Origin of the sequence: Bergeyella porcorum (assembly GCF_042427575.1) — a bacterium.
GTDB lineage: Bacteria > Bacteroidota > Bacteroidia > Flavobacteriales > Weeksellaceae > Bergeyella > Bergeyella porcorum.
Genome location: NZ_JBHMFD010000001.1, coordinates 189,826 through 212,308 on the forward strand (window position 1 = coordinate 189,826; position 22,483 = coordinate 212,308).

15 protein-coding genes are annotated in these 22,483 nt (G+C 37.7%); 5 read left to right on the forward strand and 10 right to left on the reverse strand.

Translation table 11 applies throughout. From position 1 onward, the window contains the following. Window positions 1–66: 66 nt before the first annotated feature. From purH to ACFFUE_RS00830, 6 genes are all read right to left on the reverse strand, one after another. Complete coding sequence (purH, locus tag ACFFUE_RS00805) at window positions 67–1,578, reverse strand: bifunctional phosphoribosylaminoimidazolecarboxamide formyltransferase/IMP cyclohydrolase (RefSeq protein WP_376831948.1); 1,512 nt, start codon at window positions 1,576–1,578, stop codon at window positions 67–69. Between the two features lie 93 nt (window positions 1,579–1,671). Continuing rightward, on the reverse strand, window positions 1,672–2,241 hold the full coding sequence (gene purN, locus ACFFUE_RS00810) for a phosphoribosylglycinamide formyltransferase (protein WP_376831950.1): 570 nt from the start codon (window positions 2,239–2,241) through the stop codon (window positions 1,672–1,674). 87 nt (window positions 2,242–2,328) lie between these two features. Next, window positions 2,329–2,985 (reverse strand): PQLLE family protein, encoded by a 657-nt coding sequence (locus ACFFUE_RS00815; protein WP_376831952.1) that lies wholly within the window; start codon window positions 2,983–2,985, stop codon window positions 2,329–2,331. Between the two features lie 369 nt (window positions 2,986–3,354). Next, on the reverse strand, window positions 3,355–4,224 hold the full coding sequence (locus ACFFUE_RS00820) for a DUF4261 domain-containing protein (protein WP_376831954.1): 870 nt from the start codon (window positions 4,222–4,224) through the stop codon (window positions 3,355–3,357). A 173-nt stretch (window positions 4,225–4,397) separates the two neighbouring features. After that, window positions 4,398–5,387: a phosphoribosylformylglycinamidine cyclo-ligase gene (purM, locus tag ACFFUE_RS00825; protein ID WP_376831956.1), complete on the reverse strand. Its 990-nt coding sequence runs from the start codon at window positions 5,385–5,387 to the stop codon at window positions 4,398–4,400. 217 nt (window positions 5,388–5,604) lie between these two features. Continuing rightward, window positions 5,605–7,221 (reverse strand): GMC family oxidoreductase N-terminal domain-containing protein, encoded by a 1,617-nt coding sequence (locus ACFFUE_RS00830; RefSeq protein ID WP_376831958.1) that lies wholly within the window; start codon window positions 7,219–7,221, stop codon window positions 5,605–5,607. A 51-nt stretch (window positions 7,222–7,272) separates the two neighbouring features. Between ACFFUE_RS00830 and ACFFUE_RS00835 the strand changes: the two genes are divergently transcribed. From ACFFUE_RS00835 to nhaA, 5 genes are all read left to right on the forward strand, one after another. Further along, complete coding sequence (locus tag ACFFUE_RS00835; RefSeq protein ID WP_327984704.1) at window positions 7,273–8,148, forward strand: DUF808 domain-containing protein; 876 nt, start codon at window positions 7,273–7,275, stop codon at window positions 8,146–8,148. Window positions 8,149–8,299: 151 nt separating this feature from the next. After that, a complete protein-coding gene (acs, locus tag ACFFUE_RS00840; protein ID WP_376831960.1) occupies window positions 8,300–10,207 on the forward strand; it encodes an acetate--CoA ligase in 1,908 nt (635 codons plus the stop codon). A 1,137-nt stretch (window positions 10,208–11,344) separates the two neighbouring features. Next, entirely contained in the window at window positions 11,345–11,509 is a 165-nt protein-coding gene (locus tag ACFFUE_RS00845) for a hypothetical protein (RefSeq protein WP_376831962.1), read from the forward strand. Window positions 11,510–12,135: 626 nt separating this feature from the next. Next, the gene (locus tag ACFFUE_RS00850; RefSeq protein ID WP_376831964.1) at window positions 12,136–14,340 is read left to right on the forward strand and encodes a RelA/SpoT family protein; all 2,205 of its coding nucleotides are present in this window, start codon (window positions 12,136–12,138) and stop codon (window positions 14,338–14,340) included. Between the two features lie 12 nt (window positions 14,341–14,352). Further along, the gene (gene nhaA / locus ACFFUE_RS00855; protein ID WP_376831966.1) at window positions 14,353–15,498 is read left to right on the forward strand and encodes a Na+/H+ antiporter NhaA; all 1,146 of its coding nucleotides are present in this window, start codon (window positions 14,353–14,355) and stop codon (window positions 15,496–15,498) included. 740 nt (window positions 15,499–16,238) lie between these two features. Here the strand turns inward: nhaA and ACFFUE_RS00860 are convergent. The 4 genes from ACFFUE_RS00860 to ACFFUE_RS00875 all read right to left on the reverse strand — a co-directional run bounded on the left by ACFFUE_RS00860 (window position 16,239) and on the right by ACFFUE_RS00875 (window position 22,437). Continuing rightward, a complete protein-coding gene (locus tag ACFFUE_RS00860) occupies window positions 16,239–16,937 on the reverse strand; it encodes a phage tail-like protein (RefSeq protein ID WP_376831968.1) in 699 nt (232 codons plus the stop codon). 339 nt (window positions 16,938–17,276) lie between these two features. Continuing rightward, complete coding sequence (gene uvrA, locus ACFFUE_RS00865; protein ID WP_376831970.1) at window positions 17,277–20,162, reverse strand: excinuclease ABC subunit UvrA; 2,886 nt, start codon at window positions 20,160–20,162, stop codon at window positions 17,277–17,279. A gap of 114 nt (window positions 20,163–20,276) precedes the next feature. Continuing rightward, the gene (gene galE, locus ACFFUE_RS00870) at window positions 20,277–21,299 is read right to left on the reverse strand and encodes a UDP-glucose 4-epimerase GalE (protein ID WP_376831972.1); all 1,023 of its coding nucleotides are present in this window, start codon (window positions 21,297–21,299) and stop codon (window positions 20,277–20,279) included. A gap of 10 nt (window positions 21,300–21,309) precedes the next feature. After that, window positions 21,310–22,437 carry a DegT/DnrJ/EryC1/StrS family aminotransferase gene (locus ACFFUE_RS00875; RefSeq protein ID WP_376831974.1) on the reverse strand — a complete coding sequence of 376 codons (1,128 nt, stop codon included), beginning with the start codon at window positions 22,435–22,437 and terminating at the stop codon, window positions 21,310–21,312. Between the last annotated feature and the right edge of the window lie 46 nt (window positions 22,438–22,483).

Here is a 22,483-nt window from a genome sequence, read left to right on the forward strand (position 1 = left end):
TATCTAAATATTTCTTCTCTGAAACAAAAATAATGATTTTAATTTAATTCTAACTCTTACATTTCATTAATGAAAAAAATGTCTCATTCCTGTGAAGATCATTGGTATGCCGTGTTCATTGGCAGCAGAGATACTTTCTTCATCTCTCATACTTCCTCCAGGCTGAATGATGGCCTTAATACCTTCCTTAGCACAAGTATCTACCACATCGCGGAACGGGAAAAACGCATCAGATGCCAAAACTAAATCTCCACTGAATTTTTCTTTAGCTCTTTCAATGGCTTGCTGTGTTGCCCAGATACGATTCACTTGTCCGCCTCCTACACCTAAGGCTTGTTTTCCATTGGTAACCACAATCGCATTGGATTTTACATATTTTACGACTCTTTGCGAGAAGAGAAGGGCTTTTCTTTGCTCTTCGGTTGGCTCTACATTGGTTACTGTTTTAATATCAGTAGAGAACTGGTCATCTGCGTTTTGAACGAGCATTCCACCATCTATTTTTACCCAAACCCGTTTATCCGCCACAGGATTTTTAATCTTGATAACCCTTAGATTTTTCTTTTGTGATAAAACCTCCAAAGCATCAGCATCAAAATCGGTTGCCATTACAATTTCCAAGAAAGTTTTATTGAGTTCCTCCGCAGTGGCTTTATCCACTTTGTAATTCATTGCTACAATTCCTCCGAAGATAGACACTGGGTCGCACTCAAATGCCTTTTGGTAAGTTTCTAAAGCGGTTTCACCAATGGCTACACCACAAGGAGTAGAGTGTTTTACAGCACAACAAGCCATCTCGTCTTTAAATTCATTCACTACCTTCCAGCATAAGTCCATATCTCTCAAATTATTGAAAGATAATTCTTTTCCGCCCAATTGTTCAAAATCTTTCATCGCTCCATTTTCTACAGTGGAAACATAGTACGCTGCCGACTGATGTGGGTTTTCACCATAGCGAAGGTCTGCAACTTTTCTATAAGAAGCATTGAGGTATTCTGGGTATTCTTCCTCTAAAAGCATTTTGGAAATAGCAGCATCATAAGCCGAAGTAAGGTTGAACACCTTTCCTGCCAAGGTTTTACGCGTTGCCAAAGTGGTATCTCCTTCCCTTTCTATTTCGGATTTTACTTTTTCATAATCCTGAACATCAGTAATTACTGTTACGGAATTAAAATTCTTCGCTGCCGAACGAAGCATAGAAGGTCCACCGATGTCTATAAACTCTACTTTTTCATCGAGGGAAATGTCTTTATTGGCGTTTTCAAAAAACGGATAAAGATTCACGATGACCATATCAATTAGCCCGATGCCGTGTTCTTGCACGGTGTTCATATGCTCTTCATTGGAGCGAACAGCCAAGAGTCCGCCGTGTACTTTTGGGTGTAGGGTTTTTACCCTTCCGTCTAGCATCTCTGGGAAGTTGGTCACCTCATCAATTTGGATTGGCGAAAGCCCCGCGTCTTTCAAGTGTTTGAAAGTTCCCCCCGTGGAAATAAGTTCGTAATTGTTTTGCTCTAAAAATTGTGCAAATTCTATCAGCCCACTCTTGTCTGATACTGAGATTAATGCTCTTTTCATTTTTATTTATTATTTCTTCTATGTTTTTTTATTTCGGCTAAAGCCCAATCCTATTGATGATTTTAATTGTTCAATCTTTAAATCATTTAATTCCTAAATCCCCTCTTTTAAAATCATTGCTATCGCCTTTGGGAAAATATCGTATTCCACTTGGTGGATTTTCTCTGCGAGGGTTTCGGGTGTATCGGTTTCTACTACGGAAACCTTCCCCTGCAAAATGATTTCACCCTCGTCTATACCCGCTGTTACGAAGTGTACTGTGGCTCCGCTTTCGGTTTCTTTGGCGTTAATCACGGCATTATGTACATTCATTCCCCACATACCTTTACCTCCAAACTTAGGCAATAACGATGGATGAATATTGATGATTTTCCCCTTGTGTTTTGTTACAAACTCTTGGGTGATGATGGACAGAAACCCCGCACATACGATTAAATCTGTATCTTTGGGGAGAACTTCATCCAAATTCTCACAAAAATCTTTCCCTCTTTTGATTAAAAGATGAGGAATATGATGATTTTCGGCTCTCACCAGTCCATAGCATTCTCTATCTGCCACTACGAGGCTGATTTTTGCATTGGGAATTTCTCCTTTATCTATGCTATCTATAATGCGTTGGAGGTTGGTGCCTCCGCCTGATACTAAGATTACGATGTTTTTCATTATAAGCCCCCTGTCCCCCAAAGAGGGCAAAACCGCGAGGGCAACGGTTTTTTATTTTTAGTATAATATTTCTTCTTTGGAGGTAAATTAGCTTTTCACAAACTTGCTAACGCTCTCTAATAGTTGTGGCTTGTCTTCCAAAGCGATTTTAGCAATGGCATAGAACTCTCGCACCCATTTTTCAAGGTTGGCAAGAGCTTGGTCTTTATCCTTTGTAGCTTGTTGGCTCTCGCCTTTTTCCTTGGTATAGGCTTGGTATAGGGTTTTTACCTCCTCCAAGAGGGCAATTTGTGTATCCAAATACCCTTCATTGATTTTAAGTCTTTCCAAAGGTTTTCGCAAATCCTCATTGGATTTTAATTGTTTGTAAAGTGTATCGGCATTGTCCAAAATCTGATTGATACGCAAGCTTGCCACACCTTTTACGCCCAATGCACTGAGGGTACGCTCATCTTCTTTATAGATAATTTTAGTTTTTTTGCGGTCGGTAGTATAGGCTTTTTTCAGTTCCTCAAATTTCTGGCTAAACTTATCGTATGCCAATTTTTCCTCTGTGGTTTCGGTTTTGTTGGCGTCTATTTTTTGGGCAGCGGTATCGTATAGGGCTTTTCCTTTGGCGAGTTCTACCTCATCATAGCCGTATTCTGCGAGTTCGGTTTTGAGGATTTCGTTGTTTTTGATATTCTCAAAAATGCTTCCGTAGTGTAGGAAGTCTTTGGTGGTGATGTAGTGTTTTACTGACATATTTTTAAATATTTTAATATTAATATTCGTTACCCAGCACTTTATCTTGCATTCCCAAGATTTGATATTGTCTTCCCAAGACTTTACTTTGTGTTCCCAGTAGCTAATATTGTCTTCCCAAGGCTTTATCTTGTATCCCCAGCAGTTAATATTACTTCTCCAAGACTTTATCTAGTGTTCCCAGAGGTTAATATTGCTTTACAACGAGTTGATGTCGTTTCCCGACAAGCTGATACTGCTTTTTTTTCAATCTTTGTCAAAGTTCTGGGCTTTGACAAAGGTATAAGGTTTTTGTTAATTATCTTACCAATCGTGGAGTTGTTTTTTCTATTTTAATTTCTTTATTTTATTTACCTTGTTGATGAAAAATTATCGGTTTCCTGCGGCGTAGTTTTCTGGATTAATGTCCAAAACTTCTCGTTTTGGGTCTATAATGGCAACTTCATATTGACATTTCCACTTGATATTTTCATTCATTATTCCGTTTTCATCAAGCCCTGCAACAGTTTCTCCATCAGTGATAGGAACATCATTTTCAAACTGATAAAAGGCAATATCGTATGCTAAACTTACTACATCATTAGGATTAAGAGAATGAAAATGAATTTGAACATCGGGAACTCCAAAAGTATGTAATCCCAAAGTATCCACAATGAAATCATCGGAAGTTCCAATTCGGAAAAAACGAGCGTTCAGACCGCCATAAAGCACACGATTTTCTTCTGAAAGGGGATTGTTATTTAGGGTTTCTACATCTAAAATGTTCTGACTTCCCTCAAACCAAACAGCTTTGCAGGTTGGGAATAATTCTAAGGCGATGTATAACCAATCCGACAAAATTTTGGTGCGTATCTTCGGTGGATGATTCATTGACATAAAATCACTAATCATCACTTGCCATTGGCAGGAATTGATTAAATCCTCGCTATTTGGAGTACGCCAAAACTGAGTTTTTGCTATTTCATCGCACAGAGGTTTTTCTCTCTGAACTATATCAAACATCATCAATTGGAAAGGGGCATTCTTGGCATCTGAAAAATCTACCGTGTATTCAGGTAAATAAAAGATACGAAGCGATTGATTATTCGCCTCCCATTGAGCATCTACTTGATAGCCTTTTTCGGAAAGTTTTTTGGCGATTTCCTCATTTGAAGGCATTTCGCACGGCTTGTCAAACAAGAGAAACATCATTGACATTTTTCTACCTTCAAGATTGTTTTCTAAATTTTCGTTTGTCATAATTTCTGTTGTTTTTTACATCCCCCTCGCCCCCTTCAAAGGGGGAAGTGATGGGCGTTTTATTTTTTTATTTCAGTTGTCGACAAATTGTCGACATTTCAATTTTTCTTCCAATGCTTTAAGTCATCGGCAGTAAGCATAAAGCCTACCGCCTATGGTTTAAACTTTGTTTCTTACTTTAAAACAATTTTTTCTTCATTCTCCACAATCTCTCCTATTTCATAAGCATCATCAAGGAGGGAAAGGACTTTCTCGGCATCGGTTTCCTCTACTACCACTACCATTCCCACGCCCATATTGAAAGTACCGAACATCTCCATTCTATCAATATTTCCGCGTTTTTCGCATTCTAGCATTATACTTGGGATTTGGATTTTTTGGGTGTCAATTTTTGCACAAAGTCCATCTGGAATAATTCTCGGTACATTTTCTATCAGTCCGCCACCTGTGATATGGGCAATACCTTTCAGCTCCACTTCTTTTAGAAGTTTGAAAATGCTTTGATAATACAATTTGGTAGGGACAAGAAGCGTTTCGTAAAGTGGTTTTCCTTCAAACTCCTCATTGAAATCTGGGAAAATTTTTCTCACCAAAGAAAAGCCATTAGAGTGGAATCCCGAGCTTGGCAATGCAATAATTTTCTGTCCTTTTTGGATTTTAGAACCATCGATAATTTCGTCTTTCTCTACGATGCCCACGCAGAAGCCTGCCACATCATAATCGCCTGGTTGGTACATCCCTGGCATTTCAGCAGTTTCGCCACCTATTAGGGCACATTCATTATCTTTACAAGCTTTGGTAATGCCTAGAACGATTTCGGCAGCCACATCAGAATCCAATTTACCACAAGCCAAATAATCTAAAAAGAAAAGCGGTTTAGCCCCGTGGCAAAGAATATCGTTGGCACACATCGCAAAGCAATCTATTCCGATGGTATCAAACTTTTTGGTATCGATAGCGATTTTCAGTTTCGTTCCTACGCCATCGGTTCCGCTCACTAGAACGGGATTTTTATACCCTGCAATTTGGTAAAACGCTCCGAAGCTCCCAATGCCATTGAGGACATTTTCGTTATGGGTTTCGCTCACAGCTTTTTTTATTTTCTCTACCGTTTGGTAGCCTTCTTCTTTATCTACGCCTGCGGATTTGTAAGTATTGCTCATAATGTTTGTTAAAAAGGTTATAGGGTTATAAAGTTAGTTATCATTTTTAAAACAAAAAGCCGACAATCGGGCAGATGTCGGCTCACAATGTTGCTATATTGCGTGGCGTAAGATTCACCTCCAATGAGTTGGAAATACACCTTCGCCATATCAATAGTTTTCGGGTTCAAATTTTACTTTTTTATTTTCTGCGAAAATAGTGTTTTTTTGTGTAAAATCAAACTGTTTTCAAATCTTCTAAAATACACTCCATACAGTATTCTGCCACGGCAGTGATGGTAACAAATGGGTTTACGCCAATGGTGCCAGGTATTAAACTACCATCCATAATATAGAGGTTTTTATGCCAATTGAGTCTACCGAAATTATTAGTAGCTTTGCCCAAAACAGCACCTCCAAGCGGATGGTAGCAAATATCGTGTCCAAAGCCATTATGAAACAAAAAATGCGTTCTTGTTCCACCATTGATTTTGTTCAATTTTCGGATAAGATATCTAGCATTTTCTTTCATTTTAGTTGTATGTTGTTTTGTCCAATTGAGATCTATCGCATTTTTTTTAGGGTTCCATTCTACGCTTCCAAATTTATCTAATCTATTTATCATCAAATAGAGCGAAGTAGCCACATTCAATCCCATTGGCAAAGGAGCAATCTCTGCAAAAAATGGATTTTCAGCATCATCCCAATGATCTATTGCACCCACAGGAATAGTAGATTGTTTAACACCCGTACCTCCAGAAAAGGGATTTACAAAGTTGCGTCCAGTCATAAAATTACCATTATTCCCCCACTCTTTTCCAATATTGTCATCTATACTGATTTTTTTCTGTGCTTTTGATTTTAGCAGTAGTTCCATTGTTCCCATAGTTCCAGCAGCCAAAAACAGCATTTCGCAAGAAATTTGTTTCTCTGCAACAGTTTCGCCTAAAGTATTAATTTCTGATACAGCAAGAAGATATCTATTCCCCTCTTCTTGCTGAATGCTTTCCACCTTATGCAAATCTAAAATTTCAAGATTTCCGGTAGCCAAAGCTTTTTTCAGATAGGTCTGATTTAGCGTTTTTTTTCCGTGATTATTTCCATAAATCACCTCACCTGCAAGAGCAGATTTGGGCACTTTTCCTGCATATTCATCTTCCATATATTTGAAATCATAAACATTGGGAATCCTAACCGTTTTGAACCCCGATTTTTGGGCTTCTATCTCTGCTACTCTACTGAATTTATAATAATCACATTCCTTCAAAAACTCTTCTGATGGGAAGTTAACAGCGAGTTCACTATTTGCCAAAGGAAAATATTTTTGATAAAACAAATCTGCATCCAACTGAGGAAAAACCTCTTTGAAATATTCTTTCTTTGGTGTAACCGCCATACCTCCATTAACCAAAGAACCTCCGCCAACACCTCTCCCCATCCATATTTTGATATTTTCGTAATCCAATCTATCTAATACACCTGTGTATTTTTTCAGTGGAAAGATATTAAAAAACGGTGCTATTGTCTTGTTTTTTAACCACGCTGCCGATTTTCCTGGAGAAATCATCGGAGAGAATTTTTCTTTAGATTTTTCCCAATTGAGCCCCATTTCCAGCATACACACCCGATATCCCTTTTCGCAAAGTCGCAGAGCTGCCACTGCACCACCATATCCTGAACCAATGATGATGATTTTTTTATGAATACTATTTTGCTTTAAGTGTTTGAAAGGTTTTGCTTTGAAGAAATTGACACTTGGCAAAAAGCAAGCTCCTGCAAGTAGTACTGCATTTTTCAGAAAGGTTTTTCTATCCATTATAATATCTATTATATTTTTCAAGATAAAGGTAAGCATTTAAAATCTATTTGTCTCAAAAATTCTTTACATTTGCCGAAAATTTAAACTATGGCTTCAGGATTTTTTGCAATTTTAGATGACATTGGTGCTTTGATGGACGATGTGGCTTCGGCTTCCAAAATAGCGACCAAACAAACGGCTGGTATATTGGGCGATGACCTCGCTGTAAATGCCGAAAAAGCAACTGGTTTCCTTTCCAATAGAGAGATTCCCGTGCTTATGTCCATTATGAAAGGTTCGTTTATCAATAAACTGATCATCGTGCCTATTGCGTTTTTATTACAAGCAATTTTTCCTCCTGCCATTAAGATTATTCTGGTGATAGGTGGGCTTTATCTCGCTTTTGAAGGTGTGGAAAAAATTATAGAATTTCTTTTCCATAAAAAAGAAGAATCTGGTGAAGAGGTGATAGAAGTGCATAGCGAGCAAGAAGGCTTGGAGCTGGAAAAAGCAAAGATAAAATCTGCCATTATGACGGATTTCATCTTATCCATAGAGATTGTTATTATTGCCTTAGGCTCTGTTTTGGAAGCTCCTCTGATGACGCAAATTCTCACCGTTTCTGTGGTGGCCATCATTGCTACAGTGGGTGTATATGGCATTGTTGCCCTCATTGTAAGGATGGATGATGCGGGATACCAGCTCATCAGAAAGTCTAATAACAAAGGTTTTCTTACCACTCTGGGTAATCTTTTGGTAAAGGCCTTGCCTATCGTTATCAAATCTTTGGGCGTTATTGGTACCGTTGCTTTAATTCTGGTAGCTGGCGGTATTTTTGAGCATAATATCGATTATCTACACCACGCATTACCTAATGTTCCTTCGATGGTAAAACAAGTTCTCTACGGTATAGCAGGTGGACTTCTGATGTTGCCTATTTTTCTAGGAGCTAAAAAGATTTTTAAATCTAAAAAGGAAGCGTAATTGCAAAACGATAAATGAAATAGAGGTACTTTCTGGTATCTCTATTTTTTTTATAGACAAAAACTATAACAGCGGTACTTTTCTGATTCAAAAAAAATGATTAGCTTTATCGGAGTTTATTGTTTTATATTTCTAAACAAAATTATTAATTATGAGAAATTCGCACATTTACGACTTACCAGATTATTTTAAACAATACAAAAAATCCATTAAAAAACCCAAAAAATTCTGGGATAAAGTGGCCGATGAAGAATTTGTATGGTATCAACGCTGGACAAAAGTGGTGGATTTTGATATGGAAAAAGCCAAAATAAAATGGTTTAAAAACGCTAAACTCAATATCACCAAAAATTGTATTGATAGGCATCTCGCTGAAAGAGGCGACAAAACAGCCATCATCTGGGAACCCAACGACCCGAAAGAAGACGCACTACATATCACCTATAAAGAACTTCACGAAAGAGTCTGCAAAATGGCAAATGTATTGAAGGAACTAGGCGTGGAAAAAGGAGATAGAGTCTGTATCTATCTTCCTATGATTCCAGAATTAGCCATCACAATGCTAGCGTGTGCAAGGATGGGAGCCATTCATTCGGTTATTTTTGCAGGATTTTCAGATACGGCAGTAGCTTCCAGAGTGAACGACTGCGAAGCCAAAGTTATCGTCTGCTCCGATGGAAGTTTCAGAGGAAATAAATCTATTGATCTTAAAGGCATTGTGGACAAAGCGATAGAACATTGTCCTTCGGTAGAAAAAGTTTTGGTGGTAAAAAGAACCCACACACCCGTAACAATGAAAGAAGGCAGAGATGTTTGGTTAGACAGTCTTTACCCTCAGGCATCCACGGATTTCATTTCCAAAATAATGGATGCTGAAGACCCTCTATTTATCCTATATACTTCTGGCTCCACAGGAAAACCCAAAGGAATGCTGCATACCACAGCAGGCTATATGGTTTATACGGGTTATACATTCAAGAATGTGTTTAACCACCGAGAAAATGATATCTTCTGGTGTACCGCTGATATTGGCTGGATTACAGGGCATTCCTACATTTTATATGGCCCTTTAGCCAATGGGGCTACAACAGTGATTTTCGAAGGAGTACCAACTTATCCAGAGCCCAACCGATTTTGGGAAGTTATTGAAAAACATAAAATTACTCAATTCTACACCGCCCCTACCGCCATTCGTTCTTTGGCAAAAGAATCTTTGGATTGGGTAGAAAAGCACGATTTATCTAGCCTAAGGGTCATTGGTTCCGTAGGTGAACCTATCAATGATGAAGCTTGGCATTGGTTCAATACCCATATCGGGAAAAAGAAATGTCCTATTGTGGATACTTGGTGGCAAACCGAGACGGGAGGCATCCTCATCTCTCCTATCCCTTTTGTAACTCCTACTAAACCTACCTATGCTACCCTTCCTTTACCAGGAATACAACCCGTATTAATGGATGATAAACGAAATGAAATCACGGGGAATCAAGTAGATGGTAATCTTTGCATCCGTTTTCCTTGGCCAGGTATTGCAAGGAGCATCTGGGGCGACCACCAACGGTATAAAGAAACTTATTTCACCGCCTTCCCTGGGAAATATTTTACTGGCGATGGAGCGTTGAGAGATGAAACGGGATACTATAGAATTACGGGGCGTGTGGACGATGTTATCATCGTATCGGGGCATAATCTGGGGACAGCTCCTATAGAAGACAGCATCAACCTACACCCTGCCGTAGCAGAATCTGCCATTGTAGGCTATCCACACGACATCAAAGGAAACGCTCTCTATGGCTTTGTAATGCTGAAAGAGTCTGGTGAAAGTAGGGACAAAGAAAATCTGAGAAAAGAAATCAATATGCTCATTTCGGATAGCATTGGTCCTATTGCAAAACTAGATAAGATACAATTTGTTTCCGCATTACCTAAGACCCGTTCAGGAAAGATTATGCGTAGAATCCTTAGAAAAATTGCCGAAGGTGATTTTGAAAGTTTTGGTGATATTTCCACCCTTATCAATCCTGAAATTGTGGAGGAAATCAAAAACGAGAGAGTTTAACACTATTTTTTTTTACATTTTTTTTTCGCCCTTTCATCTATTGATGGAGGGCGTTTTTTTAGTTCAACTCAAAATTAATGTATTGAAGTTATCTCAATTTGAAAAAAAAAATAAAATACCAGATGGAGATACAATAATCAAAAAGAACATCCCATATCACTCTAAAAAGAAACACGATATCAAATTAACAAAATCAAATAATTGAAATTCCACACATTAATATGATTATCAATAACATACAATACAATTACATAATTCTACATCAATCGATTTAACATAATACAGCTTTAAGTGTCTCTGCTTGTCCTTGGCTGGCACTTTATGTCACTTCTTGTCCTACATTTTAGGGGCTTTCTTCGGGAGTTCTTCGAGAATCCTTCCCAAGTCTTCCCAAAAAATGCGATTTTTGGGAAGGATTCCGCAAGGAAACCCGAACAAAAATGGAGTAAAAACCTATGTTCAAATAATAAATCAAAGCTAACTGATTAGTCTCTATAGTTTCATTTTTTTAAGAAGATTTCTTTGGAAGAAAATAACATGCAGTGATACATGCAATAAACTTAGTCAATATGTTTCCAAAAGTACATATCTAGAGTGCCTCAAATTATTTATGACATTGGTAATGAGTAGGATTCTGTTCACAAAAATCAATTGTCATAATAATTATGATAAACAGTTATTAAACATTTAGATGTTAATTGGTTGTGAATGTAGATGTTTTGCTTATTATGCTATATTTTTGCTCAAAAATTTTAATCGTACTCAGGTTAAAAACAATCTCCAAAAGATTTCGTTACTTTTTATCTAGGCTTTTAGTAATAGTACCTATTATTTTATCATTAACAATCTTTAAATTAACTTGATATGTGATATTATTATTTGACATTTTTCATTATCTTTGTGGATATAGTGAGTCTATTATGGTTTGGAATTTCATAAAATATACTATTGTAGTACCTTTAATGGTTGTATTTATTATACCTATCGCTATCTTTAACCTTTTAAAGAGAAGTGTGGAATACACAAGAGATTGTATGAGGTAATCTCTATTCCCCACCTGTTATTTTATAATTAACAATCTTTAAATTAAACTGATCTGTAACATTTTTTTTTACCTTTGTAAGGACATTTAGGCTTATGAAAGGATTATTACAACTTGTAGGAATTATATTAGGGGTGTTCTTCTTTTTAGGGATACTACCCGTAGTATTTCCTCCTTCAGTTTTTGTTGTTTATCCTGTGGCAGGCATTTTGGGGTATTACTTACTTCGTAAAAACTATCCTAATGATAACTGCCTTTAATCCCCACCAAACAACACTTTAAACAATTCCACCTGGTTTCTCAACCGCCATCTTCTAACCAAAAGGCTTTGGCATAAAGTTTACTCCAATCGCTTAATTGCAGGTTTTCGGGGTTAAAATGAAAATTTACCTGTATCAGTGCATCACCTTTTCACCGCTCGTGTTCCGACTGCTAGCCTTATAGCGAGCACATAAGTTTTTGCCTCAACAATGATTAAAAATTCTATACCGACTGAGCTGAAAAACAGTCATAATAGTGATGACTTTGGAGTGGCTCCTTTTGGTTTCTTCTTTGGAGGATTTCCAATTAAAAAGGTTAGGTAAATTTTCCAAATTCAGTACAAAATATATCCACTACATATAAAATATCCGTAAATTTATCGACGATAATTTTGAGAAACGGTTATTAAACATTTAGAATATTAATAGGTTATGAATGTAGATGTTTTTCTTATTATACAATATTTTACTCAAAATTTTAATCGAACTCAGGTTAAAAACTATTTTTCATCATATCAATTATCCCATTTTTGTTGGAAGACAGTCAAAACAAAGATGAAACCGATAATAATAACTTGCAAAACATTCTTTTTTTTAGTATTTTCGTTCCCAAAGTATTAGAAACTATGCCATACGATTTAGAACAAGAAAACAAAGAAATTCTGGCAAGGTACAAAGACCTGATTTCAAACACCTATAGAACGCTGAATGATGAGCAGAATAAAATGATTCGTAAAGCGTTTGATTTGGCGTTAGATGCTCATAAAGACCAAAGAAGAAAAACGGGAGAACCCTATATCTTCCATCCCATAGAAGTGGCAAAGATTGTTGCCAACGAGATTGGACTAGGGACCACTTCCATTGTCTGTGCATTGCTTCACGATGTGATAGAAGACTCTGACTATACCTACGAAGATATAGAGGAACGCTTTGGGAAAAAGGTGGCAGACATTGTACAGGGACTTACCAAAATATCGGGCATCAACCAGCAAAATATCTCTGTACAATCTGAGAATTACAGAAAACTCCTGCTGACACTTTCGGAGGATTTCCGCGTGATACTCATCAAGATTGCAGACCGACTACACAATATGCGGACGCTGGAAAGTATGAGGCCTGATAAACAAAAGAAAATAGCCTCAGAAACAGTATATATCTACGCCCCTCTGGCTCACCGTTTGGGTTTTTATAACATCAAATCTGAACTGGAAGACCTTTCTCTGAAATACAATAATCCTGATGTTTATAATGAAATTATTAGCAAACTTCAAATCGCAAGTGGAGAAAGAGAAAAGTATGTAGAGGAGTTTAAAAAAGAAGTTTCCGAAAAACTGAAGGAGGAAGGGCTCAATTTCACCATAAAAGGACGGGCAAAGGCCATCTCTTCTATCTACCGAAAAATGCTGAAACAAAATGTAGCCTTTGAGGAAGTCTATGATAACTACGCAATAAGAATTATCTATAAATCTGATGCTAAGAATGAAAAATTTCTTGCTTGGAAGATTTACTCCATCGTTACAGACCTCTACCATAGCAATCCCCACCGAATGCGAGACTGGATTACCCGCCCGCGCTCCACAGGCTATGAAAGTTTGCACCTCACGGTTTTAGGCCCTGATAAAAAATGGATAGAGGTTCAGATTCGCTCCGAAAGAATGGACGAAATTGCAGAGAAAGGAGTTGCGGCTCACTACAGATATAAGGAAGGCTTCAAGGCGAACTCCGATGAGCATATCTTTGACAATTGGGTGAGGGAAATCCGAGAGGTTTTGGAAAATCAGCAAGACCTAAGCACCTCCGAGCTATTGGATAACATTAAGCTCAATCTTTATTCCAAAGAAGTTTTTGTCTTTACCCCAAAAGGTGAAATTAAAATCTTGCCCGTAGGTGCCACGGCATTAGACTTCGCATTCTTTGTGCATAGCGACCTTGGCACCAAATGTCTGGGGGCAAAAATCAATGGTAAATTGGTTCCGATTTCCTATGTCCTACAAAATGGAGACCAGATAGAGATTATCTCTTCTCAAAACCAAAAACCTAAGCTGGATTGGCTGGATATTGTAGTTACCTCAAAAGCCAAAACCAAAATAAAGCAAGTCCTCAATGCTACCAAAAAAGATGAGACTTTAGAAGGTAAGGAAATTTTGCAAAGAAAACTTCGCCACGCTAAAATCAATTTTAGTGATGATGAGGTAAACAAAATGCAAAAGTTTTTTAACCTAAAAACATCGCAAGAGCTTTTCCTTGCCTTTTATAATGGAACACTGGATACGGCAGACCTTAGAAAATATATGGACAGCCGAAGTGTCATCAGCAATCTTCTCAATAGATTCAGAAAAACACCTACCCCAAAAGCAACAGTAGATGAAACGCCAGCCTCCAATCTGGATATGATTGTCTTTGGGAAAGATGAAGAAAAGCTCAATCATAGCTTTGCCAAATGCTGTACAGTAATTCCTGGTGATAAAATTTTCGGTTTCATCACCATCTCAGACGGGATTAAGGTGCATAATGATAACTGCCCTAATGCCATTAACCTAAGAGCCAAATACGATTACCGTGTAGTGCCTGCCAAATGGGTGAATGCGGAAAGCTTCAAAAACCGAGTAAAAATAGAAATAGAAGGGCTAGATAGACTAGGAATGATAAGCGATATTACCCAAATCATCAGTAATACAATGACAATGGATATGAAGAGTCTTTCAATTTCTTCTAATAATGGAGTATTTTTAGGAACCATCAACCTTGAGGTTAAAAATAAAAACCAACTGGAAGAAACTTTAAAACAATTGAAAAAAATAAACGGCGTTACTAGAGTTAAACGATTATAAACGAAAACAAGAATGAAATTAACACAATATTTTAAAAACTTTTTTCACAGCAGCCAATCTTCGGGGGTGATACTCATAGCCTGCGTGATTTTCTCTCTAATGATTGCTAACTCCTCTATGGGAGAAAGTTTTCAAAATTTTCTAGACCAGCGGATAGGCGCTTACTCTGTAAGCGTTTGGATTAATGATGGCTTAATGGCAATTTTCTTTCTTTTGGTGGGATTAGAAATCAAAAGAGAAATAGTAGAGGGAGAGCTTTCCAATGTTCGCAATGCCTCGTTGCCCATAGTGGCAGCACTTGGCGGGATGGTGGTACCAGCTCTCATCTATATGCTCTTTACCCATAATACCCCTTACGAAAACGGCTGGGGCATACCAATGGCAACGGATATCGCATTCTCTCTCGCCATTATTTCCCTTTTAGGAAAGTCTGTACCAGCATCCATCAAGGTATTTTTAGCAGCTTTGGCTATTGTAGATGACTTAGGAGCCATATTGGTGATTGCCATCTTCTATACAGAACAGCTCCATTGGAATTATCTTTTTCTAAGCGGTGGCATAGTTGTCTTATTGGCATTATTAAATTATTTCAATGTTAAGAAGCACATCTTCTATCTGATTCCTGGAGGATTCCTATGGTACTTTATGCATCATTCTGGCATACACGCTACCATTGCAGGGGTTTTACTTGCCTTTACCATCCCTACCAATGAATCTGAAACCGAGATTTCACCATTAGAAAAATTGGAACATCATTTACACACTCCTGTGAATTTCATCATTATGCCCATCTTTGCATTGGCGAACACCAATATTCTGTTTAAAGCAGGGATGGTAGATGGCTTGTTTAGTAACTTTGGTTTTGGTATCATTGGCGGATTAGCATTAGGAAAAGTATTGGGCATCAATTTATTTTCTCTAATCGCTATCAAAAGTGGGCTTAGCAGTTTGCCATTCAAAAGCAGTTGGGGACATATGATAGGAACAGGATTTTTAGCGGGAATAGGCTTTACAATGTCTATTTTCATTGCATTACTGTCTTTTAAAAATGATATTACCCTACAAGACGAAGCCAAATTTGCCATCTTGATAGCCTCTGTCTTATCAGGCTTCATTGGCTACTCTATTTTAAGATTTATGGGAAGAAAGAGAGGGTAACTTGCAACTTTGATTTCATCAATTGCATTGGGCTTTAGCCCAACCATAGCAAAGGCATAAAAAAGGCTTTAACCAAGATGATTTGGCTAAAGCCTTTTGCTTTTTCTCTGTGGGTATCGGGCTAAAACCTGACGGTATTGATGGTTTTTTATGTCTTTTATTATACTCTATAACGGCGTTTTTCTAACCCAAAAAGGGTCGTTATACGCTATAACGATGTCCATTGAATATTAAAACAAGACTTTTACACCCTATAACGGCGTTATTTTAATCAAAAAAAGGGTCGTTATACCCTATAACGATGCCCTTTTAATACTAAAACAAGACTTTTACACCCTATAACGGCGTTCTTTTAACCGAAAAAGGATCGTTATACCCTATAACGATGCCCTTTTAATACTAAAACAAGGCTTTTACACCCTATAACGGCGTTCTTTTAATCTGAAAAGTGGTCGTTATACCCTATAACAATACTCTTTTAATACTAAAACAAGACTTTTACACCCTATAACGGCGTTATTTTAATCAAAAAAAGGGTCGTTATATCCTATAACGATGCCCTTTTAATACTAAAACAAGACTTTTACACCCTATAACGGCGTTCTTTTAATCAAAAAAAGGGGCGTTATACCCTATAACGACACCCTTTTAGCCTAAAATATTGTTGTTATCCTCTGAACACTCTCTGGCTTGTATTTTTTTATTTATGGGATGGAGTGGGACACCCGCACCCACAGGAGTTACAAATTAGATGGAGTAAAATCTATTTTTTCTATGAAAACCGGGGTTTCTCTATTCATTACAAGAAATTCTTCCACCCCATTTAATTTTCCTACAATCTCATGTCCGATATTTGTTTTCCGCATATACAAATCAGTGATTTTACCTAAGCCTTCAAAACTATGATATGAAACCTTATATTCAAATTCATTTTCGTTATTTTTAATACAAGTAATTACATCAGCTAAATTTGCTATTTTATAAGCTATATAAGTATCTTCCATTTTATTACACGAAAAAGTAGTCATTCCTCTAATGATTGTGTATTTTGGATTAGTGTATTCTTTTCCGCCTAAGCTATTGGTGGTTTCTATGGTAGATTTATCAGAGATATGTTGCCAATAACTATTATCATAGTAATAAAATCCCTCTATCTTGATATTTTTTACTTTATCATTTGGAGTAGAGGTAGTATAGTCTGTGTTATTTACATATACCAAAGTTCCAGTTTTTAGGCTGTCATTGTGTATATTAGCAACTCTTGTTTTGCTTAGTCTTGGGATAAGAATACCTTGATTGGTATCATTATTTTCATTCACATTTGCCATATTTATTTCCAATGTGGCTTTTGGGTTCACCGAGTTGATACCTACATTTCCTAGCTGAGCATAACTAATAAACGATAAGAAAACGAATGTTAAAATTGAAATTCTTTTCATTATTAAAATGTTTTTAAGTCTCCACCGAAACCCAAAGCAGAGAGTTATACTTAATTTTAATTTAATAATGAAAGAAAAGGCGTGGGTTTCATTGTTTTTATCCGAAGTAAACAATTTCTTATTTATATTAAAAGAGGTTCTGGAATACCTAACGATGTATAAATAAGAAGAAACCCACGCCTATATGAGGCGTGAGCGTCTTCACTATTTATTCTGCATCGTTTTGAAATTTTCCAGATTTCTTTTAACAGAATAAAAGCAAACGCTTTTTCTTTTTTCGTAAATGTTGGTGGCAAAGATAAAACTTATTTTTACTTTACCAAAAAGTATATTTGAAATTTATCGGCTAACCGCCTCGGTTTCCCTCCCCAGAAACTCTCCTGTCAAGGACTTTTTACACTTCACAATTTCCTCTGGGGTTCCTTCAAAAACGATGGTGCCACCGTGCTTACCACCTTCGGGGCCTATGTCTATAATATGGTCGGCAAGTTTTATCACATCCATATTATGCTCAATAATGATAAACGAATTGCCCAACTCCACCAACTGATGAATGGCGTCCATCAGAATTTTTACATCTTCAAAATGCAAGCCCGTAGTAGGCTCATCAAGGATGTAGAGGGTTTTCCCTGTTTGCTTTTTAGAAAGCTCTGTCGCCAGTTTTATCCTTTGGGCTTCCCCACCCGATAGCGTAGTAGATTGTTGCCCCAGCGTAATGTAGCCCAAGCCCACATCTTTCAGGGTTTTTACCTTATTGTAAATTTTCGGTATCGGTTGGAAAAACTCTGTGGCTTCATCTATGGTCATATCCAGCACATCGGAGATGGATTTTCCTTTATAGCGAACTTCCAAAGTCTCTCGGTTGAAGCGTTTGCCATTACAGGTTTCACAATGCACATAGACATCTGGCAAGAAATTCATTTCAATCACTTTCAGTCCACCCCCTTGGCAAGTTTCGCATCTTCCACCTTTTACATTAAAGGAAAAACGCCCTGGTTTATAGCCACGGATTTTAGCCTCTGGCAACTCTGCAAAAAGATTTCTAATATCCGAAAATACCCCCGTATAAGTGGCAGGATTAGAACGCGGCGTACGCCCAATAGGCGTTTGATCCACATCTACCACTTTGTCTATATGCTCTAATCCCTCAATGCTTTGGTAAGGCAATGGCTCTTGCACAGCACGATAAAAATGGCGATTGAGAATAGGGTAAAGTGTTCCGTTAATCAAGGAAGATTTTCCACTTCCCGAAATACCCGTAACTACCACCAATTTGCCGAGTGGAATTTCCAAATCTACATTTTTCAGGTTGTTGCCCGTAGCCCCTTTTAGCACAATGTATTTCCCGTTGCCCTCACGCCTTTTTTCAGGGATTTTAATTTCCCTTTTGCCCGTGAGATAATCGGCGGTAATGGTTTTCGCCTTCATTAAATCCTTCGGAGAGCCTTGCCAAAGCACTTCCCCACCGTGTTTCCCAGCCTTTGGACCAATGTCTAAAACCTCATCAGCTTCTAAAATCATATCCTTATCGTGCTCCACTACCAACACCGAATTGCCCAAATCTCGTAGGTTTTTCAGGGAATTAATCAACCTTTCGTTGTCCCTTTGGTGCAATCCAATGCTCGGCTCATCTAAAATATACAACACATTCACCAACTGTGAACCGATTTGTGTAGCCAAACGAATTCTTTGAGACTCCCCACCTGAAAGGGTCTTGGAACTTCTATTAAGGCTTAAATAATCTAACCCAACATCTAATAAAAACTGCAATCGGGTTTCTATTTCTTTCAGAATTTCGTGGGCAATGATTTTATTTTTTTCGCTAAATTTTCCTCTAATGTCTTGAAGCCAATCTTTCAAATCCAAAAGACTCATCGCATTGACTTCCGCAATGTTTTTTCCAGCAATTTTAAATGCCAAACTTTCAGGCATCAGCCTTGCACCCTTACAACTTGGGCAAGTTTCTTCCACCGTGAAATCGCGTTCTATTTGTGTAGCTCCGTAATGCTCTTTATCTTCAATGGCTTGTTCCAAATAAGGGATTAACCCCTCAAAATTGATTTTCGTTTTCTTGGAAATCCCAGCGTGTTTTAGCTCTTTTACAAATTCTTTTTGACAACCGTAGAAAATATAATCCAACGCCTCTTGTGGCACTTGCTCATAAGGGGTTTTTAGGTCTAAATCAAAAACTTCAAGAATTAATTTGATTTGATTGACCACCCATTTGCTAAATTGGTGAGTTTCTAATGGTAATAATGCCGACTGCACCGATAGTTTCGGATCGGAAACCAAATACTCGGGGTTGATTTTTTTTACCATTCCCAAGCCTTTACAAGTGGAGCAACTGCCCTTTGGCGAATTGAAAGAAAATGTGTTCGGCTCTGGTATAGGCAATGCCTTCCCAGATTTCACATCCATTAGATTTTTAGAAAAATATTGATAATCCTCCTCTCCAAACTTTTGAATCATCACCACGCCATCGCCCATTTGTAGGGCAGTTTTTAGGGATTGAGCCATTCTCGCCTCCGAAGAAGCCTCGCCTACAATCCATCTATCCACCACTACTTCTATATCGTGAGTTTTATAACGGTCTAATTTTAAATCATATTCTATATCTTGAAGCGATCCATCTATCCTCGCTTGGGAAAAACCTTTCTTTGCCAACTGCACAAACAACTCGTGGTAATGCCCTTTCCTTGCCCTAACCACAGGGGCTAATAGCATTACTTTCTCGCCTTGATAATTTTTTTGAATGCTTTCCAAAATCTGCTCTTCGGTGTAGCTCACCATCTGCTCACCTGTTTCCAAAGAATATGCATCTGAAACACGAGCATAAAGCAAACGCAAGAAATCATACAATTCCGTTACCGTACCCACCGTAGAACGCGGATTTTTGTTAGTTGTTTTTTGCTCAATGGCAATCACTGGTGAGAGCCCTTCTATTTTATCCACATCGGGGCGTTCTAATCCACCGAGAAATTGCCGTGCATACGCCGAAAAAGTCTCAATATAGCGTCTTTGCCCCTCCGCAAAGATAGTATCAAACGCCAAGGAAGATTTCCCAGAACCCGAAAGCCCCGTGATGACCACCAATTCATTTCGTGGAATTTTAACATCTATGTTTTTCAGATTATGCTCTCTGGCACCGTAGATTTCTATGTATTCTTTGGCTGCTGGTTGTTGGCTGCTGGTTGCTAGTTGATGATGGGCTTTTTTACTTTTCATTTCGAGGAAATTAAATCTTGCAAATTTAGCTTTTTTTAGGTAAGTAAAAAAGCCATTCTATTTTAGAACAGCTTTTAAATATTCAATAAATCTATTTGATTTACAACTACTTGATTACTCCCTTTTTCTTTCTTCCAAATACTTCTGCCATTGCCAAGTGGTTCTTAGAGCTTCTTCCAATGATGTTTCTGCTTTCCATTGCAGTTCCTTTTCTGCTTTATCGGCATTGGCATAGGCTATGGTAATATCCCCTGCCCTTCTATCACAGATTTGATAAGGCACCTCTACATCATTGGCTTTTTCAAATGCTTTTACCACTTCCAAAACCGAAGAACCTTTTCCTGTTCCCAGATTGTAAATATCTACCACGGTATCTTCCTGAGCATTCATCAACTTTTTCAATGCTGCTACATGAGCTTTTGCCAAATCTACTACATAGATATAATCTCTAATCGCCGTGCCATCTGGTGTAGGATAATCATCTCCCCAAATGGATAGTTTCTCTCTGATGCCTGCTGCTGTTTGGGTAACATAAGGCACTAGATTATTGGGTATACCGAGGGGCAATTCTCCTATTTTGGCTGATGGATGAGCACCTATGGGATTGAAATACCTTAGCAAGGATACCTTTTTCTGATGAGCTTTGGCAAAATCTTGCAAGATTTCTTCGCCCATTTGTTTGGTTTTACCGTAAGAGCTTTCAGGCGTTTTCAGAGGTGTCGTTTCCTCTATTGGCATTTCATCAGCTTGACCATAAACTGTGCAAGATGAACTGAAAATGAAATTGGAAATATTTCTTTCTTTAAACTCCTGTAATAGATTGATTAATGAAAATAAATTGTTTTCGTAATAATCCATTGGTATCACTTGGCTCTCTCCCACCGCTTTGTATGCTGCAAAATTGATACATCCTTCAATATTATGAGCGTCTAAAAGCTGTTTCAGCAAATCTCTCCTTTTCAAATCAAAGGGATAAAATACTGGTTTTTTGCCTGTGATATCTTCTATATTTTGAAGAATAAATTTCTCCGAATTGGACAAATCATCTACAATGACCACCTCAAAACCTTCATTCAAAAGTTCTACTACCGTATGAGAGCCAATATACCCCAGCCCGCCTGTTACTAATATACTCATATATAATATTTTAAGATTTAAAAAACTCCAAAACAGATTCTGTAATGTAAGACAATTGCTCATCATCTAGCTCGGTATGCATCGGTAGAGAAATCACTTGCTCTATGAGTAGGTCCGTATTTTTAAAATCTTCTGGATTGCTTTCTTGGAAATAAGCTTTTTGGTTTCTCAAAGCAATAGGGTAATAAATCATCGCTGGAATGTCTTTCTCAGCTAAAAACGCTACCAAATCGTTTCTTTTTCCATTTAAAATCCTTAGTGTATATTGATGGAATACGTGGGTAGAGTGTTCTGCTCTTTTAGGCAACAAAATATCTGGATGATTGGCAAACGCTTCATCATAGAAGTCGGCAGCCTTTCTTCTGGCTTCATTATAACCATCTAAGTGTGGTAATTTCTTTCTTAAAACGGCTGCTTGTATACTATCTAATCTAGAATTAACGCCAATGACATCGTGGTGGTAACGCTGGTACATTCCGTGGTTTACGATGCCTCTTATCTGGTGTGCCAGTTCATCATCATTGGTAAAGATAGCACCGCCATCACCATAGCATCCTAAGTTTTTGGAAGGGAAAAAAGAAGTGGTTCCTAAAGTTCCCATTGTACCAGATTTCTTCACAGAGTCATCAGAAAAAGTATAGTCTGCTCCAATAGCTTGAGCATTGTCTTCCACTACATAGAGCTGATGCTCTTTAGCGATTTTGAGAATTTCCTCCATATTGGCACATTGCCCGAAAAGGTGAACGGGAATGATGGCTTTGGTTTTATCCGTAATGGCTGCTTTTATTTTTTCAGTATCGATGGTAAAAGTGTCATAGTCCACATCTACCAATACCGCTTTCAGTTTAAGCAAATGAATAATTTCTACCGTTGCAGCAAAGGTAAAATCACTGGTAATAATCTCATCACCTTCTTTTAGGTCCAATGCCATTAGTGCAATTTGAAGAGCATCGGTACCATTAGCACAAGGGATAACGTGCTTCACACCCAAATAATCTTCCAGCTCTTTTTGGAAAGATTTCACCTCTGGGCCATTGATGAAAGCTGCAGAATCCATCACATTCAAAACGGCATTATCTACATCTGATTTTATTTTATAATACTGGCTTTGCAAATCTACCATCTGTATCTTTTTCATAAAAAATAAATTTTCGTAAAAATAATAATATTTATCGGATTACGCT